At 69.9% G+C, this 17,868-nt stretch carries 14 protein-coding genes; 11 read left to right on the top strand and 3 right to left on the bottom strand.

Annotated features, from left to right (window positions below; genetic code table 11):
- Positions 1-44 precede the first annotated feature (44 nt).
- Together ACIRL2_RS11305 and ACIRL2_RS11300 are read left to right on the top strand one after the other, a co-directional pair.
- Positions 45-701 (top strand): exonuclease domain-containing protein, encoded by a 657-nt coding sequence (locus ACIRL2_RS11305; RefSeq protein WP_395862561.1) that lies wholly within the window; start codon positions 45-47, stop codon positions 699-701.
- 175 nt (positions 702-876) lie between these two features.
- On the top strand, positions 877-1,866 hold the full coding sequence (locus tag ACIRL2_RS11300; RefSeq protein ID WP_402231687.1) for a TerC family protein: 990 nt from the start codon (positions 877-879) through the stop codon (positions 1,864-1,866).
- Between the two features lie 13 nt (positions 1,867-1,879).
- Here the strand turns inward: ACIRL2_RS11300 and ACIRL2_RS11295 are convergent, their stop codons facing one another.
- Positions 1,880-2,041, bottom strand: a complete 162-nt coding sequence (locus tag ACIRL2_RS11295) for a hypothetical protein (protein WP_402231685.1) — start codon at positions 2,039-2,041, stop codon at positions 1,880-1,882.
- 124 nt (positions 2,042-2,165) lie between these two features.
- On the opposite strand from ACIRL2_RS11295, the gene ACIRL2_RS11290 reads away from it, so the two are divergent.
- The gene (locus tag ACIRL2_RS11290) at positions 2,166-2,723 is read left to right on the top strand and encodes a CGNR zinc finger domain-containing protein (protein ID WP_402231683.1); all 558 of its coding nucleotides are present in this window, start codon (positions 2,166-2,168) and stop codon (positions 2,721-2,723) included.
- A gap of 31 nt (positions 2,724-2,754) precedes the next feature.
- On the opposite strand, the gene ACIRL2_RS11285 is transcribed toward ACIRL2_RS11290, so the two are convergent.
- Entirely contained in the window at positions 2,755-3,411 is a 657-nt protein-coding gene (locus ACIRL2_RS11285) for an MBL fold metallo-hydrolase (RefSeq protein ID WP_402231681.1), read from the bottom strand.
- Between the two features lie 70 nt (positions 3,412-3,481).
- A complete protein-coding gene (locus ACIRL2_RS11280) occupies positions 3,482-4,216 on the bottom strand; it encodes a maleylpyruvate isomerase family mycothiol-dependent enzyme (RefSeq protein ID WP_402231679.1) in 735 nt (244 codons plus the stop codon).
- A 362-nt stretch (positions 4,217-4,578) separates the two neighbouring features.
- Between ACIRL2_RS11280 and uvrA the strand changes: the two genes are divergently transcribed.
- The 8 genes from uvrA to ACIRL2_RS11240 all read left to right on the top strand — a co-directional run bounded on the left by uvrA (position 4,579) and on the right by ACIRL2_RS11240 (position 17,785).
- Positions 4,579-7,425: an excinuclease ABC subunit UvrA gene (uvrA, locus tag ACIRL2_RS11275; protein WP_395862570.1), complete on the top strand. Its 2,847-nt coding sequence runs from the start codon at positions 4,579-4,581 to the stop codon at positions 7,423-7,425.
- 102 nt (positions 7,426-7,527) lie between these two features.
- The gene (locus tag ACIRL2_RS11270; protein ID WP_402231677.1) at positions 7,528-8,004 is read left to right on the top strand and encodes a Rieske (2Fe-2S) protein; all 477 of its coding nucleotides are present in this window, start codon (positions 7,528-7,530) and stop codon (positions 8,002-8,004) included.
- A 39-nt stretch (positions 8,005-8,043) separates the two neighbouring features.
- Positions 8,044-10,140: an excinuclease ABC subunit UvrC gene (uvrC, locus tag ACIRL2_RS11265; RefSeq protein ID WP_395862572.1), complete on the top strand. Its 2,097-nt coding sequence runs from the start codon at positions 8,044-8,046 to the stop codon at positions 10,138-10,140.
- 24 nt (positions 10,141-10,164) lie between these two features.
- A complete protein-coding gene (gene rapZ, locus ACIRL2_RS11260) occupies positions 10,165-11,058 on the top strand; it encodes an RNase adapter RapZ (protein WP_395862574.1) in 894 nt (297 codons plus the stop codon).
- Positions 11,055-12,020, top strand: a complete 966-nt coding sequence (yvcK, locus tag ACIRL2_RS11255; RefSeq protein WP_395862575.1) for a uridine diphosphate-N-acetylglucosamine-binding protein YvcK — start codon at positions 11,055-11,057, stop codon at positions 12,018-12,020. The genes rapZ and yvcK overlap by 4 nt, the downstream gene beginning before the upstream one ends.
- Entirely contained in the window at positions 12,011-12,991 is a 981-nt protein-coding gene (gene whiA, locus ACIRL2_RS11250) for a DNA-binding protein WhiA (protein WP_020553580.1), read from the top strand. Before yvcK ends, whiA begins: the two co-directional genes overlap by 10 nt.
- Before the next feature lie 142 nt (positions 12,992-13,133).
- On the top strand, positions 13,134-14,378 hold the full coding sequence (locus ACIRL2_RS11245) for a GNAT family N-acetyltransferase (RefSeq protein ID WP_395862576.1): 1,245 nt from the start codon (positions 13,134-13,136) through the stop codon (positions 14,376-14,378).
- Positions 14,379-14,659: 281 nt separating this feature from the next.
- On the top strand, positions 14,660-17,785 hold the full coding sequence (locus ACIRL2_RS11240) for a M14 family zinc carboxypeptidase (RefSeq protein ID WP_395862577.1): 3,126 nt from the start codon (positions 14,660-14,662) through the stop codon (positions 17,783-17,785).
- Positions 17,786-17,868: the final 83 nt, after the last annotated feature.

Raw genomic sequence — 17,868 nt, 5'->3', positions numbered from 1 at the left:
CCCCGTCGGTCGTGTCAAGGCGGCCGGGGGAGAGGGATGTCGCCTTGTTCGCCTATGTCGATCCCGCGCGCGTGCTCGGGGTGCCCGCCGAGGTCGCGCGTACCGAGTTCGCGGTCGTCGACCTGGAGACCACGGGGTTCTCGCCCGCCCGTGGCGATCGCATCGTGGAGATCGGCGTGGTGCGGATGCGCGGCACCGGCGAGGTGTTGCGCGAGTGGACCACGCTGCTGGATCCCGGGCGCTCGGTCGGCGCGAGCCACGTACACCGCATCACCGCCGCCGACGTGGTGGGCGCGCCCCGGTTCGCGCAGGTCGCCACCGAGTTGGCCGGGCTGCTCGCGGGCGCCGTGGTGGTCGCGCACAACGCGTCCTTCGAGCAGCGGTTCCTGGAGGCCGAGTTCGTTGCGACGGGGATGACCCCGCCGACGCTGCCCGCGCTGTGCACGATGAAGCTCGCGAAGGCGTCCGCACTGCCGCTGGCCGACCACAAGCTCGGGACCTGTTGCGCGCACTTCGGGCTGACCTTCCCCGACGCGCACGCGGCGCTGGCCGACGCCCGGGTGACCGCCCGCCTGCTGCCGCTGCTGCTGGCCGGTCTCGGTGCCCGCAGGCTGGGCCTGCCGGTCCCGCCCGCCCGGGCCCCGGAGCGGTTGCCGGCGCCCGCGCTCAAGCCGCGTCGGGGGTTCGCGCCGGTGGCCTGACGGGTGAGTGGACACTCCGAGCGGGCCGACGCAAGAGGTCTTCTGACGACCTGTCACCAGGATTTGGTAAAGGATCGCTTGGTGTTTCCTTTACCTTCTGGCATCCTGGAGGCAATCGGAGGGGTGCATCCCCCCTCCGGCTATGACGCGACCCCCCACGTCTGCCGGAGGCGCAGTGGACGTTTCACCCGTTGCCTGGATCCTGACCATCGTCGTGCTGTTGGCACTGGTGGCGGTCGATCTGTTCCTCAATCGCAAACCGCACGAGGTCACCCTCAAGGAAGCGTCCCTGTGGGGCATCTTCTGGGTCGGTCTCGCCGTCGTATTCGGAATCGGCCTGTGGGTCTTCTCCGGATCGGCACCCGCCGGTGAGTTCTTCGCCGGCTTCATCACCGAGAAGTCGCTGAGCGTCGACAACCTGTTCGTGTTCGTTCTGATCATGGGCAAGTTCGCGGTGCCGCCGCAGTACCAGCAGCGCGTGCTCCTGGTCGGCGTACTGCTCGCGCTGGTGTTGCGCGGCATCTTCATCGCCGCGGGCGCCGCGGTCGTCGCCGCGTTCTCGTGGGTCTTCTTCATCTTCGGCGCGTTCCTGATCTGGACCGCGTGGAAGCTGATCAAGGAGGCCAAGTCGGACGAGGAGGAGGAGTTCGAGGAGAACGCCCTCCTGCGCAAGGTCGAGAAGGTCCTGCCGACCACCGACGGCTACCGCGACATGAAGCTCGTGGTGAAGGAGAACGGCAAGCGCCTCGTCACCCCGATGCTGATCGTGATGATCGCCGTCGGCACCACCGACGTGCTGTTCGCCCTGGACTCGATCCCGGCGATCTTCGGCCTCACCAAGGAGCCGTACATCGTCTTCACCGCGAACGCGTTCGCGCTGATGGGGCTGCGCCAGCTCTACTTCCTGATCGGCGGGCTGCTCAAGAAGCTCGTCTACCTGTCGTACGGCCTGTCGGTGATCCTCGGCTTCATCGGCGTCAAGCTGATCTTCGAGGCGCTGCACGGTCAGGGTGTGCACGTGCCGGAGATCGGCATTCCGCTCTCGCTCGGCGTGATCGTGGCGACCCTGACGGTGACCACGGTGCTGAGCCTGCGCAAGACGAAGAAGGACGAGCACGCGGCGGCCGAGGCGGCGGAGCGAGCCGACAAGGACGCGAGCGTCTAGACCCCGGAGCGTTTCAGCCCGGAAGCGGTACGGCCGACGGCCCCTGTGCGAGGACCACCTCGTGCGGGGGTCGTTGTGTCGTTCCCGGCCGCAGTCGCACGCCGACGCTGCCGCACAGGCAGCGGGTGTAGACGATCTCGCCCTGGGATGTGGAGTGCCGGGACAGTACGGTCATGCGCGGATCCTCGATCCGCCCGCAGGCATCGCACCGGGAAGACATCGTTTTGCCCCCATATCGCATAGGGTAATGAGTGTTCTGGTGTAGCTCCTTACATACTCGCAGCCTAGGTAAGGGTTCAATGGAAGTCAACGGTTACCGTAGTGACGGCGTCGGCGCTGCCGTCGCGATGGTCAACGCGTGGACGGGCACGCACGGCTCGACGCCGGACCTGCTCTCCGCGCGGGAGGTGCTGCGGGCGTTCTCGTTCCTGGTCGAGGACCTGGACCGGGACGCGCTCGAACCCCTGCTGGAGTGGGCCGGCGAGCTGCGCGCGTTCTTCGTGATCACCGACCTGGAGGCGGCCGTCGAACACGTCAACGGCCTGCTGGCGCGGGTCGAGGTGCGGCCGCGGCTGGTGGATCACGGCCGCGGGCTGCACCTGCACCACGCGCCTTCGGGGGTGCCGTTCGTGCAGCGCTTGCGGATCAACACGGCGATGGGGCTGGCCAACCTGGTGGCCGACTACGGTGTGGGCCGCTCGGGCGTGTGCGCGGCGGCCGACTGTGACCGGGTGTTCGCGGACACCTCCCGCAACGGCCGCAAGCGCTACTGCTCGGACGCGTGCGCCAACCGCGCGAACGTGGCCGCGCACCGGGCCCGGCGCAAGGCGAACGCGCCGAGCGCCGGTCGGGCCTGACCCGGCCGGACCGGCGCTCGGCGCGCGCGGATCACCAGCGGCGCTCGCGCCACTCGGTCAGGCTCGGGCGCTCGGCGCCCAGCGTGGTGTCGTTGCCGTGGCCCGGGTAGACCCAGGTCTCGTCCGGGAGCCGGTCGAAGAGCTTGTGCTCGACGTCGTCGATCAGCCGGTCGAACGCGGCGGGGTCGCCGAAGGTGTTGCCCACCCCGCCCGGGAACAGGCAGTCGCCGGTGAACAGGTGCGGGTGGCCCTTGGGGTCGTCGTACAACAGCGCCACGCTGCCCTCGGTGTGGCCCACCAGGTGGATGGCCCGCAGTTCGATCGCGCCGAAGGCGATCGTGTCGCCGTCGTCCACGAGCACGTCGGTGGGCACCGGGATGGCCTCGGCGTCGGCGCGCCCGGCCACGGTGGTCGCGCCGGTGTGCGTGACCACCTCGGCGAGTGCCTGCCAGTGATCCTGGTGCCGATGGGTGGTGACCACCTTCGCCAGGCCGCCGTCGCCCACCAGGGTGATCAGCGTGCTCGCGTCGTTGGCCGCGTCGATCAGCAACTGCCGATCGGTGGCGCGGCAGCGAAGCAGGTAGGCGTCGTTGTCGTAGGGCCCGACGGCCACCTTGGTGATCATCAGATTGGCCAGCTCGCGCACGGCCGGGGCGCCGCCGACCTTCACGGATCCGTGATACGTCATGTAGGCCATCCTCCCCGTCCGCGCGCCCTCCCGGCTACCGACCGGCGCCCTCGCCGACCGGAACCACCCGCTACATCCACGCGGGCAGCGGTGGCAGTCGACCGAACGGCTCGACGATCAACCCGTCGCCGTTGGTGCGGCCGATCAGCCACGCGAGCAGCGACTGCCGGCGGCCGGAGACCACGGCGGCCGGAGCCACGCCCTCCGGGCCGATGCGCAGTTCGCGGTGGGTGATGTCGTCGCGCAGCAGCAGCGGCGGGCAGTCCGGGCGGCCGCGGAAGGAGGCCGCGACCTCGTTCAGCTCGCGCTCGGTGTACTCGGTCGGCCAGTGCGCCGGCGTCCAGCCCGCGTCCAGATCGACATGGTGGATGTACAGCTCGCGCAGCCGCTTCGCGGGCAGCGTCGTGGCGGCGATCTCGCCCGCGTTGCGCGCGGTGACCTTGGCGCCCCACGCGGTCGGCGTCATCGCGGTGAACGCCTGGGCGAACCGGCCGGACGCGTCGTACAGGTCGGTGAGCAGCTCCTGGGCGGGCCGCCCGGCGCCCTCCGCGATGGCCCGGTCGCGGGCGTCACCGGGCGGGTACATCGGGGTCGGGATCCCGGTGCGGGCCCAGTTCAGCAGGTTGGTCAGGGCGTCCGCGTTGCGCGCGAGGTGGGTCAGCACGTGGCCTCTGGTCCACCCGGGCAGCAACGACGGCCCGGCCAGGTGCTCGGGCGTCAGCCGTTCCGCGGTCGCCAATACCTGCGCGGTCGCGTCGTTGATCTCCGCGAGCAGTGCGGCGGGATCGAACCCGTCCGTGGTCACGCATACCTCCCCCGGATCGGCCTCGCCGCCGACCTGCGGGACGAGACGGGTCCCGGAGCGACGAGGTCTTGGGGTCTCACCTTAGTGGCGCGGACCCCCGGGCCTGTGTTTCACACGATCGAGTGAAGAGTGGCCGCAAGAAGTTTTGTTCGAATGAATGTGCGATAGCCTGGCGGCCCAAAGGGAACAAAAACCTGCCCCGGGCTGCTTACGATGGCGCGAGGTACATCATCGAGCACTGGTCCGACACTGCTCGAACACCGCCGCGATCCGCACTGTCGACCTCGTTCCGCGCGTCGACGCGTACCGATCCGACACCATCCAGCCGCAGCGGCATGTCGTCGAAGGGTTTCGATTCTCAAGTGGCCGACCGTCTCATCGTCCGTGGCGCGCGCGAGCACAACCTCAAGGACGTCTCCCTCGACCTTCCGCGCGACGCGCTCATCGTCTTCACCGGGCTGTCCGGCTCGGGCAAGTCCTCGCTCGCGTTCGACACGATCTTCGCGGAGGGACAGCGCCGCTACGTCGAGTCGCTGTCGTCCTACGCGCGCCAGTTCCTCGGGCAGATGGACAAGCCCGACGTCGACTTCATCGAGGGCCTGTCGCCCGCGGTCTCGATCGACCAGAAGTCGACGAACCGCAACCCACGCTCCACGGTCGGCACGATCACCGAGGTCTACGACTACCTGCGCCTGCTCTACGCCCGAATCGGCCATCCGCACTGTCCGCAGTGCTCCCGCCCGATCGCCCGGCAGAGCCCGCAGCAGGTGGTCGACCGGGTGCTGGAGCTCGAGGAGGGCACCCGCTTCCAGGTGCTCTCGCCGATCGTGCGCGAGCGCAAGGGCGAGTTCGTCGACCTGTTCGCCGAGCTCCAGTCCAAGGGCTACAGCCGGGCGAGGGTGGACGGCGCGGTGATCCAGCTCACCGACCCGCCCAAGCTCAAGAAGCAGGAGAAGCACACCATCGAGGTGGTCATCGACCGCCTGACCGTCAAGTCCTCGGCCAAGCGCCGGCTGACCGACTCGGTGGAGACCGCGCTCTCGCTCGGCTCCGGCATGGTCATCCTGGACTTCGTCGACCTGCCCGAGGACGACGCGCACCGCGAGCGGATGTTCTCCGAGCACCTGTACTGCCCGTACGACGACCTGTCGTTCGAGGAGCTGGAACCGCGCTCGTTCTCCTTCAACTCGCCGTTCGGCGCGTGCCCCGACTGCACCGGCATCGGCACCCGGATGGAGGTCGACCCCGAGCTGGTGGTGCCCGACGGGCAGAAGTCGCTGGACGAGGGCGCGCTCGCACCGTGGTCGAGCGGACACGCGTCGGAGTACTTCGGCCGGCTGGTCTCCGCGCTCGCGGCCGAGATGGGCTTCCGGACCGACATCGCCTGGGACGGTCTGCCGCAGCGGGCCAAGAAGGCGCTGCTCAACGGCCACAAGACGCAGATCCACGTCAAGTACAAGAACCGGTACGGCCGCGAGCGCTCGTACTACACGTCCTTCGAGGGCGCGCTGCCCTACATCGTGCGTCGGCACTCCGAGGCGGAGACCGACACCAGTCGCGAGCGCTTCGAGGGCTTCATGCGCGAGGTGCCGTGTGCCACGTGTCACGGCGCCCGGCTCAAGCCGATCGTGCTCGCGGTGACCATCGCGGACAAGTCGATCGCCGACGTCGCGTCGATGTCGATCAGCGACTGCGCCGAGTTCCTCGGCCGGATCAAGCTGGTGGCGCGGGAGAAGAAGATCGCCGAGCGGGTGCTCAAGGAGGTCAACGAGCGGCTGAGGTTCCTGGTCGACGTCGGCCTGGACTACCTCTCGCTGAGTCGGGCCGCGGGCACCCTGTCCGGTGGCGAGGCGCAGCGCATCCGACTCGCCACCCAGATCGGCTCCGGCCTGGTCGGCGTGCTGTACGTGCTCGACGAGCCGTCCATCGGCCTGCACCAGCGGGACAACCACCGGTTGATCGAGACCCTGGTCCGGCTGCGCGACATGGGCAACACGCTGATCGTGGTCGAGCACGACGAGGACACCATCCGGATCGCCGACTGGGTCGTGGACATCGGTCCCGGCGCGGGCGAGCACGGTGGTGAGGTGGTGCACTCGGGCAGCTACAAGGAACTGCTCAAGAACAAGCGCTCGGCCACCGGCGACTACCTCTCCGGCCGCAAGTCCATCCCCACCCCCACCGAGCGCCGGGTGCCCGACACCAAGCGCCGACTGGTGGTGCACGGCGCCCGGGAGAACAACCTCCAGGACGTCAGCGTGGCGTTCCCGCTGGGTGTGTTCACCGCGATCACCGGCGTGTCCGGCTCGGGCAAGTCGACCCTGGTCAACGACATCCTGTACACCCACCTGGCCCGCGAGCTCAACGGCGCGCGACTGGTGCCGGGCCGGCACACCCGGATCACCGGGACCGACCTGGTGGACAAGGTCGTCCACGTGGACCAGGGCCCGATCGGGCGCACCCCGCGCTCGAACCCGGCCACCTACACCGGTGTGTTCGACCACGTGCGCAAGTTGTTCGCGGAGACCACCGAGGCCAAGGTGCGCGGCTACCTGCCGGGCCGGTTCTCGTTCAACGTCAAGGGCGGTCGCTGCGAGAACTGCTCGGGCGACGGCACCATCAAGATCGAGATGAACTTCCTGCCGGACGTCTACGTGCCGTGCGAGGTCTGCCACGGCGCGCGCTACAACCGCGAGACGCTCGAGGTGCACTTCAAGGGCAAGAACATCTCCGAGGTGCTCGACATGCCGATCGAGGAGGGCCTGGCCTTCTTCGAGGCGGTCCCCGCGATCGCCCGGCACCTGCGCACGCTCAACGACGTCGGCCTGGGCTATGTGCGGCTCGGCCAGCCCGCGACCACGCTCTCCGGCGGCGAGGCGCAGCGGGTCAAGCTCGCCTCCGAACTGCAGCGCCGCTCCACCGGCAAGACGGTGTACGTGCTCGACGAGCCGACCACGGGTCTGCACTTCGAGGACATCCGCCGGCTGCTGGGCGTGCTGACCAGCCTGGTCGACAAGGGCAACACGGTGATCGTGATCGAGCACAACCTCGACGTGATCAAGACCGCCGACTGGGTGGTCGACCTGGGGCCCGAGGGGGGCAGCGGCGGCGGCCTGATCGTCGCCGAGGGCACGCCCGAGGAGGTCGCCGAGGTGGCCGGCAGCCACACCGGCAAGTTCCTCCAGGACGTGCTGTACGACCGACGGTGACGTGAGTGGCATCCGGGCCGGGTGCGAGGATTGACCGGCCTCACGGTGGCGTGGCCCGTCCGGGCCACGCCACCGGCGTCACCGTTCACAAGGAGATCCCGCATGACCGCGCAGCAGCAGCCCCGGACCGAGACCGCGACCGACCCGCAGGGCGATCACGGACCGGACCGGCGCACGCTGCTGCGGGGGGCCGCGGTGGTCGGCGCGGTCGGCGCCGCCGGGCTCGGCCTGAGCGCGTGCACCGCGGACAACCAGGCCGCGTCGCCGCACGAGAAGAAGCTGCTGGACGGACCGGTCACGGTGGGTCGGTCCGAGGACGTGGCGGTCGGCAAGGGCAAGGTGTACACCGACACCTCGATCGTGGTCACCCAGCCGGCCAAGGACGATTACAAGGCGTTCGACGCCCGTTGTCCGCACCAGGGGTGTCTGGTCACCAAGGTCGACCAGGGTGTCATCCAGTGCCAGTGCCACGGCAGCCAGTTCTCGATGAACGACGGCTCCGTCGTTCGCCGGCCCGCCAGGCGCGGCCTGACGCCGCTGCCGGTCGCGGTCGCGAACGGTGAGATCGTCGTGGGTTGACCGCGAAAATCTGTTGGAGCCAGCACATAGGGTGGAGAAATGGACCCGTCGTCGTACCGGCCCGCTCCCGGCCAGATCCCGACGTCGCCCGGTGTGTACCGGTTCAGCGACGAGCACGGGCGCGTGGTCTACGTCGGCAAGGCGAAGAACCTGCGTGCCCGGCTCTCGTCCTACTTCCAGGACCTGGCCAACCTGCACCCGCGCACCCAGAGCATGGTCACCACCGCCGCGGCGGTGGACTGGACCGTGGTCGGCACCGAGGTCGAGGCACTCCAACTGGAGTACTCCTGGATCAAGGAGTTCGACCCGCGGTTCAACGTCAAGTACCGCGACGACAAGAGCTACCCCTCGCTCGCGGTGACCCTCAATGAGGAGTTCCCCCGAGCGCAGGTGATGCGCGGTCCGCATCGCAAGGGCGTGCGCTACTTCGGCCCGTACGGGCACGCGTGGGCCATCCGCGAGACGCTCGACCTGCTGCTGCGGGTGTTCCCGGTGCGTACCTGCTCGGCCGGCGTGTTCAAGAACGCCCACCGCACCGGCCGGCCGTGCCTGCTCGGCTACATCGGCAAGTGCGCGGCGCCGTGCACCGGCAAGATCTCCGCGCAGGACCACCGCGCGCTCGCCGAGGACTTCTGCGAGTTCATGGCCGGCCGCACCGGCCCCTACATCAAGCGCGTCGAGCGGGAGATGAAGCGGGCCGCGCAGGCGATGGAGTACGAGAAGGCGGCCCGGCTGCGGGACGACATAACGGCGCTGACCCGGGCGCTGGAGAAGAACGCGATCGTCTTCGGCGACGGCACCGACGCGGATGTGATCGCGCTGGCCGAGGACGAACTCGAGGTCGCCGTCCAGATCTTCCACGTGCGCGGCGGCCGGGTGCGCGGTCAGCGCGGCTGGGTCACCGAGCGGGTCGAGGACGTGGACACCGCCGACCTGGTCGAACACTTCCTCCAGCAGCTCTACGGCGAACAACGCGGCGAGGCGGTGCCGCGCGAGGTGCTGGTGCCCGCGCTGCCCGCGGACACCGAGGCGCTGACCCAGTGGTTGTGCGAGTTGCGCGGCGCCAAGGTGGAGCTGCGGGTGCCGCAGCGCGGCGACAAGAAGTCGCTTCAGGAGACCGTGCAGCGCAACGCCGCGCAGGCGCTGAACCTGCACAAGCTGCGCCGGGCCGGCGACCTGACCGCACGTTCGCTCGCGCTCCAACAACTGGCCGAGGCGCTGGAGATGGACACCGCGCCGCTGCGCATCGAGTGCTTCGACATCTCGCACCTGCAGGGCACCGAGGTGGTCGCCTCGATGGTGGTCTTCGAGGACGGTCTGCCGCGCAAGAGCGAGTACCGGCGCTTCGCGATCAAGTCGTTCGAGGGGCAGGACGACCCGAGGGCGATGCACGAGGTGCTCACCAGGCGGTTCCGGCGGTACCGGTCCGACCTCGCGCGCGACGCGGCCACGGACGCGGCCGACGGCGGCGTGGACGGCGCGGACGACGCGGAGAACACCGGTCCGATCGATCCGGAGACCGGCAAGCCCAAGCGGTTCGCCTACCCACCGCAGTTGATCGTGGTCGACGGCGGTCAGCCCCAGGTCGCCGCCGCCGTGCGGGCCCTGGAGGAGGCCGGCGTGGTCGACGTCACCGTGTGCGGGCTGGCCAAGCGGCTCGAAGAGGTCTGGGTGCCCGGCGAGGACGACCCGGTCGTGCTCCCGCGCAGCAGCGGCGAGGCGTTGCTGATGCTCCAGCGCATCCGCGACGAGGCGCACCGCTTCGCGATCACCTATCACCGCTCCAAGCGGTCCAAGGCGATGACGGCGAGCGCGCTCGACGACATCCCGGGGCTGGGCGAGACCCGTCGCAAGGCGGTGCTCGCGCACTTCGGCTCGCTCAAGCGGCTGCGCACGGCGACCATCGAGCAGATCACCGAGGTGCCCGGGATCGGCCGCGCCACCGCGGCGGCGATCGTGGCGTCGCTCGCCGCGCGGGCGCCCGCGGCGCCGGCGGTGAACACCGCGACGGGCGAGATCATTGAAGACGACGCCGTTGTTGCGGTGGATGAGGTTGTCGAAGCCGATGAGGCGGTCCCGGTTGTACCCCCGAGGCAGGAAACAGCAGGAGGAAGCGTTGAACTCGCCCAGCCGTAGGTGCGGCACGCACCGGGGGGACGCATGAGTACCGAGATCACGAACGCAGAGGTCGAGGGCACTCCGGAGCTGGTGATCATCTCCGGCATGTCGGGTGCCGGTCGCAGTACCGCCGCCAAGGGCATGGAGGACCTCGGCTGGTTCGTGGTGGACAACCTGCCGCCGTCGCTGATCCCGGCGATGGTCGACCTCGGGGCCCGTACCCAGGGTGCGGTCGCGCGGATAGCGGTCGTCGTGGACGTGCGCGGTCGTACCTTCTTCGACGACCTGCGCTCGGCGCTGAGCGAGTTGGAGGCGGCCGGTGTGGTGCGGCGGATCGTCTTCCTGGAGGCCTCCGACGACGTCCTGGTGCGTCGTTTCGAGGGCGTGCGCCGGCCGCACCCGCTCCAGGGCGACGGGCGGATCCCGGACGGCATCACCCGCGAGCGCGAACTGCTGCGCGAGCTGCGCGGCGAGGCCGACCTGGTGATCGACACGTCCGACCTCAACGTGCACCAGTTGCGCGCGCGGATGGACGACCGGTTCGCCGGGTCCGGGGAGCCGCAGTTGCGGGCCACCGTGATGTCCTTCGGCTTCAAGTACGGCCTGCCGGTGGACGCCGACCTGGTGGTCGACTGCCGCTTCCTGCCCAACCCGCACTGGATTCCGGAGCTGCGTCCGCACACCGGCATGGACGAGGCGGTCAGCCGCTACGTGTTCGACCAGACCGGTGCCAAGGAGTTCCTGGACCGCTACGCCGAGCTGCTGCACATCGTCACCGAGGGCTACCGCCGCGAGGGCAAGCGCTATGTGACGCTCGCGGTGGGTTGCACCGGCGGCAAGCACCGCAGCGTGGCGATGGCGGAGCGACTGGCCCGCCGGCTCACCGAGGACGGTCTGGACACCGTGCTCGTGCACCGCGACATGGGCAGGGAATGAGCGGCCCCAAGGTGGTCGCCTTGGGCGGCGGACACGGGCTCTCGGCCTCGCTGGCGGCACTGCGCCGGCTCACCGACGACCTGACGGCGATCGTCACGGTCGCCGACGACGGCGGCTCCAGCGGGCGGCTGCGCAAGGACCTGGGCGTGTTGCCGCCCGGCGATCTGCGGATGGCGCTGGCCGCGCTGTGCGGCGACGACGAGTGGGGGGTGACCTGGAGCCGGGTCATCCAGCACCGGTTCCGCCGCGAGGGCGAGCTGAACGGACACGCGGTCGGCAACCTGCTCCTGGTCGGCCTGTGGGAACTGATGGACGACCCGATCGCGGCGCTGGACTGGATGGGGCGGCTGCTCGGCGCGCACGGGCGGGTGTTGCCGATGTCGGCGGTCCCGCTGGACATCGAGGCGGACGTGGCCGGGCACGACCCGGCCCGGCCGGACGAGGTGTCGGTGGTGCGCGGGCAGGCGCAGGTCGCGGTGACCCCGGGCGACGTGCGCGGGATCCGGCTGCTGCCGGGCGATCCGCCCGCCGTGCCGGAGGCGGTCGCGGCGGTTCGTGACGCCGATTGGGTGGTTGTCGGGCCCGGTTCCTGGTTCACCTCGGTATTGCCCCACCTGCTCGTTCCCGAGTTGGCGACGGCCCTGGTGGAGACCAAGGCCAGACGGCTGCTGGCGCTGAATCTGGCCCCGCAGCCGGGTGAGACGGCGGGCTTCTCGCCGCAGCAGCACCTGGAGGTACTGGCCGCGCACGCGCCGGGACTGACCTTTGACATCGTCCTCGGCGACCGCGACCGTGTGGAGGACGTACCGGGCCTGGAACGGGCCACGGCGGCGCTCGGTGGACACGTCCACTTGGCCCCCGTTTCGGCGGTCGACGGCTCCCCGCGACACGACCCCGAACGGTTGGCCGCAGCCTACGGCCGGATCTTCGTCGATCGTGAAAGGATCGCTCCATGGCGATGACGGCAGCAGTGAAGGACGAGCTCAGCCGCCTCCCGGTCACCCGGTCGTGCTGTCGCAAGGCGGAGGTCTCCGCGCTCTTGCGCTTCGCGGGCGGACTGCACATCGTGGGCGGGCGGATCGTCATCGAGGCGGAGTTGGACACGGCGATGGCCGCGCGCCGCCTGCGCAAGGACATCCTGGAGGTCTACGGGCACAGCTCGGACCTGGTGGTGGTGGCCCCCGGCGGGCTGCGGCGGGGCAGCCGCTACGTGGTCCGGGTCGCCGTCGGCGGCGACCAGCTCGCCAGGCAGACCGGCTTGCTGGACGCGCGCGGGCGCCCGGTGCGGGGTCTCCCGCCCCAGGTCGTCTCCGGCGCGACCTGTGACGCGGAGGCCGCCTGGCGGGGCGCGTTCCTGGCACACGGCTCGCTGACCGAACCCGGCCGTTCCTCGGCCCTGGAGGTGACCTGCCCCGGCTCGGAGGCGGCCCTCGCGCTGGTCGGCGCGGCCCGTCGGCTGGGCCTGGCGGCCAAGTCGCGCGAGGTGCGCGGCGTGGACCGCGTGGTGGTCCGCGACGGCGACGCGATCGGCGCGCTGCTCACCCGGCTCGGCGCGCACGAGAGCGTGCTGGCCTGGGAGGAGCGGCGGATGCGCCGCGAGGTGCGGGCCACCGCGAACCGGCTGGCCAACTTCGACGACGCGAACCTGCGCCGCTCGGCCCGCGCGGCCGTCGCGGCGGGCGCGCGCGTACAGCGGGCCCTGGAGATCCTCGGCGAGGAGGTCCCGGAGCACCTGGCCGCGGCCGGCAAGCTGCGGCTGGACCACAAGCAGGCGTCCCTGGAGGAGCTCGGCGGGCTGGCCGAGCCGCCGCTGACCAAGGACGCGGTCGCGGGTCGCATCCGTCGGTTGCTCGCGATGGCCGACAAGCGCGCGGGCGAGTTGGGCATGCCCGGCACGGACGCGGGCCTGTCGGTGGACATACTCGTGTCCTGATCCGGTCCCGACCGGCCCGGATGTGGACCGGCGCACCCGAAAACCACTCGAAGGCGTCGAACCGCGAGACGTAGGGTCTCCGGGTCGGCGCCTTCGTCCGTAGTCGGAGGGAGGCCGCACACGCGAGGAAGGAACCACCGCAGTGGACATCCGCACGATCGGCGAGGACGAGATCATCCCCTGGACCGACGCCGTCGGCATCGGTTTTCTCCGGGTTCCCGACGATGCCAAGGAGACTCGGGAGAAGCGGATCGAGCACTGGCGCGAGCGGGCCGACTTCGCCCGTACGCGCGGCGCCTTCGACGGCGGACGCTGTGTCGGTACCTTCCGTAGCTTCGCCACCGGTCTGACCGTGCCCGGCGGCGCGATCGTGCCGGTCTCGGCGATCACCAACGTCACCGTCTCGCCGACGCACCGCCGCCGAGGCCTGCTCACCGAGATGATGGGCCTGGACCTGGCGGACTCCGCCGCGCGCGGCGAGGCGCTGGCCATCCTGATCGCCGCCGAGTACCGGATCTACGGCCGGTTCGGCTTCGGAGCGGCCACCGAGTACCAGAAGCTGACCCTGGACGCGGTGCGCACCGACTTCGTGCCGGACGCGCCGGTGGAGCCCGGCGCCCGGATCGAGCTGGTCTCCGCCGAGGAGGTGGCCGAGCTGGGTCCGCCGCTGCACGAGGAGTTCCGCCCGCTGCGGCCCGGCGCGATCGGCCGCACCCCGCTGTGGTGGAAGATGTACACCGGTCTGGTCTCGTTGCCGATGAACCCGGTGCCGCCGCGCTTCCACGCGGTGTACCGCGATCCCTCCGGCAAGGTCGCCGGACTGGTGAGCTATCGCACCGACGACCACTGGGACGAGTTCGTACCCAAGGTCACGCTGACCGTGGACTCGCTGCTCGCGCTCACCCCGGCGGCGGAGATCGCGCTGTGGCGGTTCTGTGCGAGCGTCGACTACGTCGAGCGCATCGAGGGCCCCGACCGCAGTCCCGACGAGTTGTTGCCGATGCTGGTGCGGGACCCGCGGGCGATCACCACGCAGTCGCGCCGTGACTTCGTGTGGGCGCGGATCCTGGACGTGCCCGCCGCGTTCTCGGCCCGCACGTACGGCGCCCGCGACCGGCTCGTGGTCGAGGTGCGCGACGACATGGGCTACGCCGCGGGTCGGTTCGCGATCGACGGCGCGGCCGAGGACGCGCGATGTGTACCCACCGGCGACCCGGCCGACCTGGTCCTGGACGCCTCGACGCTGGGCGCGCTGTACCTGGGTTCGGGGTCGCCGGTACGGCTCGCCGTCGCCGACCGCATATCCGAGCGCACGCCCGGTGCGGCCGAGCGTGCCGAGGCCCTGTTGCGGACGCCGCGCGAGCCGTGGTGCCCCGACTGGTTCTGACCACAATGCGGGTTAAAAAGCGCGTAGCTTCGACCGAATATGACCGTCCGTCAGGTCTCGTGTACCACACGGTAGTTGCCGTAGCATGCGCAACACCCGGGCGCAGGAGTCACGTTCCGTCCCTTAGGTCGTGATTTCGCGCCGTCCCTATGCACGCCGACCACACGACTGGGGGGTCGATGAGGCGTCATCGTTCCAGGGGCACCACCACACGAGTCCGGATCGGAACGACGGGAATCGCGGCGCTCTCACTGGCGCTCGGTCTGTTGACCGCAGCGCCGGTGAGTACCGCGGCACCCGCCGACAAACCGGTCTCCTATCCCGAAGTGACCAGTGCGCCGCCGGAAGCGAAACTTCCTCCGGCGGGCGACAGCGGTCCGCAGTCCTATTCCGTCACGGCCGACGCCGCGCAGTTGAAGCAGATCTTCGACCTCGGCGTGGACCGACACGAGACCCAGGTGACCAAGGCAGCCGACGGCAAGGCCAAGCTGGACGTGGTCCTGGGGGATGCCCAGGCCGCCAAGCTGCGTGCCGCCGGCATTGCCCTGGAGGCGAAGTCCCAGGTCCAGAACCGGCAGGCCGCGCCCGCCGCGGCGGGCGTCTTCCGCAAGTACAGCGGCCCCGGCGGCCTCGGCGCGGAGCTGGTCCAGATCGCCAAGGACCACCCCGACATCGCCAAGACCGTCAGCATCGGCAAGACCGTGCTCGGCCAGGACATCCTCGCGGTCAAGGTGACCAAGAACGTCCGGACCAGCGCGGACGGATCCAAGCCCGGCGTGCTGTACATGTCCAACCAGCACGCGCGTGAGTGGATCACGCCGGAGATGACCCGCCGGCTCCTGCACCACTACGTGGACGGCTACGGCACGGACGACGAGGCCACCAAGCTGGTCTCGGAGAACGAGCTGTGGTTCGTGCTCTCGGCCAACCCCGACGGCTACGACTGGACCTTCCAGACCGGCCAGCGGCTGTGGCGCAAGAACCTGCGCGACAACAACGGCGACGGTGTGATCACCGCCGGCGACGGCGTCGACCTCAACCGCAACTTCGACTACAAGTGGGGTTACGACAACGAGGGTTCCTCGCCCGACCCGCTGAACGAGACCTACCGGGGCACCGCTCCGGCCTCCGAGCCGGAGACCCAGGCCATCCAGAACTTCGCCAAGCGCATCAAGGCGGAGTTCGTGGTCAACTACCACTCCGCCGCGCAGTTGATCCTGTACGGCGTCGGCTCGCAGGTGGCCACACCCAGCCCCGACGACGAGATCATGATCGCGCTCGCCGGCGACGACGAGCACCCGGCGGTCCCGGACTTCGACCCGGACCTGTCGGCGGAGTTGTACACCACCAACGGCGACACCGACGGGCAGATGAACGAGGCGTACAAGACGCTGTCGTTCACCCCGGAGATGTCCACGTGCGCCACGGCCGCCGGCTACCTGCCGGACGACCCGTACACGGTGGAGAACTGCGGCAGCATCTTCAGCTTCCCGAACGACGAGACGCTGGTCGGGATGGAGTACGCCAAGAACCAGGCGTTCGCGCTCTCGATCGCCAAGTCGGCCAAGGACCCGGACGACCCGATCTCCTCGGTCGGGCGCAAGGCCCCCGACCTGGTGGCCGACCGGTTCGCGCACTCCTACGCCGAGGACCACGACGACCAGACCGTCGCGGTGATCGCCAAGCGTGCGCTGACCAACCGCAAGCTCAACTACCGCGTCAACGGCGGCCCGACCAAGACCGCGGGCGTCAAGGAGTGGAAGGGCGGCAAGCGGTACGGCGAGCAGGGCTCGGACTACTACGCCGAGTACCGCGGCGACATCAAGAACGTGCGTACCGGTGACCGGATCGAGGTGTGGTTCACCGGCGACAAGGCCGGCACCGGCAAGGTGGAGAGCGATCGCTTCACCTTCACGGTGGAGAGCGGCATCGCCGAGAAGACCGAGACGCTGGTCCTGGCCAACGAGGACTACAAGGGCGTCAACCCGACCTACCCGCCGAACACGGTCGGCCCCAAGTACGCCCGGCAGTACGTGGACGCGCTGGCGGCCAACGGCATCAAGGCGGCGGTGTACGACGTCGACAAGCTCGGCGCACCGCATCACCTCGGCGTGCTCTCGCACTTCAAGGGGGTGTTCTGGTACCTCGGCGACAACCGACTGACCCAGGACGCGGCCCGGGAGAACACCGACTTCTTCGGTGAGCCGGTCCAGGACGCCCAGGTCACCCCGGTGGTCCAGGACGTGACCATCAACGTGCGCGACTTCCTCAACGAGGGCGGCAAGCTGGCCTTCCTCGGCGAGACCGCGGCCTACTACGGTCCCCTGCGCAGCGCGGCGGGCGGCGGCATCTACTACGGCCTGAACGGGCACCCCGACCAGCCCTGCAAGGTCACCGCCGACGCGGCCGGCGACTGTCTGATCGTCTCGGACGACTTCAGCCAGTACTGGCTGGGCGCGTACGACCGGTCGGCGACCAACGGCGCCACCGGCGTGGTCGGTTCGGCCCCGCCGCTGCAGGGTGTCGACAAGCCGCTGCCGGGCACGGCGAGCAACCCGCTGAACGAGGCGGGCGGCTTCCTGCCCACCAGCGCGATCCTGACGCCGGAGCAGTTCCCGATGTTCGACAGCCGTTCGGTGGCGACCTACTCGGGCAACACGTCCGGGCCGTACTCGCCGGCCGAGGGCTCGTGGTACATCAACGGCCTGCACTCGGACAACGCGTACAAGCGACTGACCCGCACGATCGACCTCACCGGGGTGTCGGCGGCGGACGCGGCGAAGCTCACCGCGCAGTTCTCGTACGACACCGAGCGCGAGTGGGACCACGCGATCGTGGAGGCCCACACGGTCGGCGCCGACGACTGGACGACGCTGCCCGACCTCAACGGCGCGACCAGCACCAGGCCGCCCACCTCCTGTGAGGGTGGCGACTTCGTCCGGACCCACACGCAGTTGCGGCACTACCTGACGGTGACCACCCCGAAGTGCCTGAGCACCGGCACCACCGGCGCGTGGAACTCCTTCACCGGCAACTCGGGTGGCTGGAAGCCGGTCGCGTTCGACCTGTCCGCGTACGCGGGCAAGAAGATCGAGGTCTCGATCTCGTACGTGAGCGACTCGAACACCGGTGGCACCGGCCTGTTCGTGGACGACACCAAGGTCACCACCAGCGCCGGCGTCGTGGACGCCGAGGGCTTCGAGACCGGTCTGGGTCCGTGGGCCCTGGCCGGCCCGCCGCCCGGTGACCTCGCGCTCGTCGGCTTCAGCCGCAGCCAGGCCGCGTTCGGTTCGTCGGTGATCGCCACCGACGACACCATGCTCTTCGGCTTCGGCCTGGAGCAGTTGGCCTCGGCCGAGGACCGCAAGGTGGTCGTCGACCGGATCCTGCGGGAGCTGTACAAGTAGGAGCCGATGATCACGATGTGGTGATCGGCGAAAAGCGGTAGCCAAACGATGGCCCCCGGCGGAGACTCCTCCGTCGGGGGCCA

The sequence above is a fragment of the Embleya sp. NPDC127516 genome, from assembly GCF_044765325.1.
In the GTDB taxonomy this organism is placed as follows: domain Bacteria; phylum Actinomycetota; class Actinomycetes; order Streptomycetales; family Streptomycetaceae; genus Embleya.
Note: the sequence above shows the minus strand (reverse complement) of the source record. Positions and strands in the feature narration are given on the sequence as shown.

Bases quoted from the DNA above. Each gene is read 5' to 3' on its own strand.
- ACIRL2_RS11295 (WP_402231685.1), bottom strand. From the start codon at position 2,041: ATGACCGTACTGTCCCGGCACTCCACATCCCAGGGCGAGATCGTCTAC.
- ACIRL2_RS11290 (WP_402231683.1), top strand. From the start codon at position 2,166: ATGGAAGTCAACGGTTACCGTAGTGACGGCGTCGGCGCTGCCGTCGCG.
- ACIRL2_RS11285 (WP_402231681.1), bottom strand. From the start codon at position 3,411: ATGACGTATCACGGATCCGTGAAGGTCGGCGGCGCCCCGGCCGTGCGC.
- ACIRL2_RS11270 (WP_402231677.1), top strand. From the start codon at position 7,528: ATGACCGCGCAGCAGCAGCCCCGGACCGAGACCGCGACCGACCCGCAG.
- uvrC (WP_395862572.1), top strand. From the start codon at position 8,044: ATGGACCCGTCGTCGTACCGGCCCGCTCCCGGCCAGATCCCGACGTCG.
- rapZ (WP_395862574.1), top strand. From the start codon at position 10,165: ATGAGTACCGAGATCACGAACGCAGAGGTCGAGGGCACTCCGGAGCTG.
- yvcK (WP_395862575.1), top strand. From the start codon at position 11,055: ATGAGCGGCCCCAAGGTGGTCGCCTTGGGCGGCGGACACGGGCTCTCG.
- whiA (WP_020553580.1), top strand. From the start codon at position 12,011: ATGGCGATGACGGCAGCAGTGAAGGACGAGCTCAGCCGCCTCCCGGTC.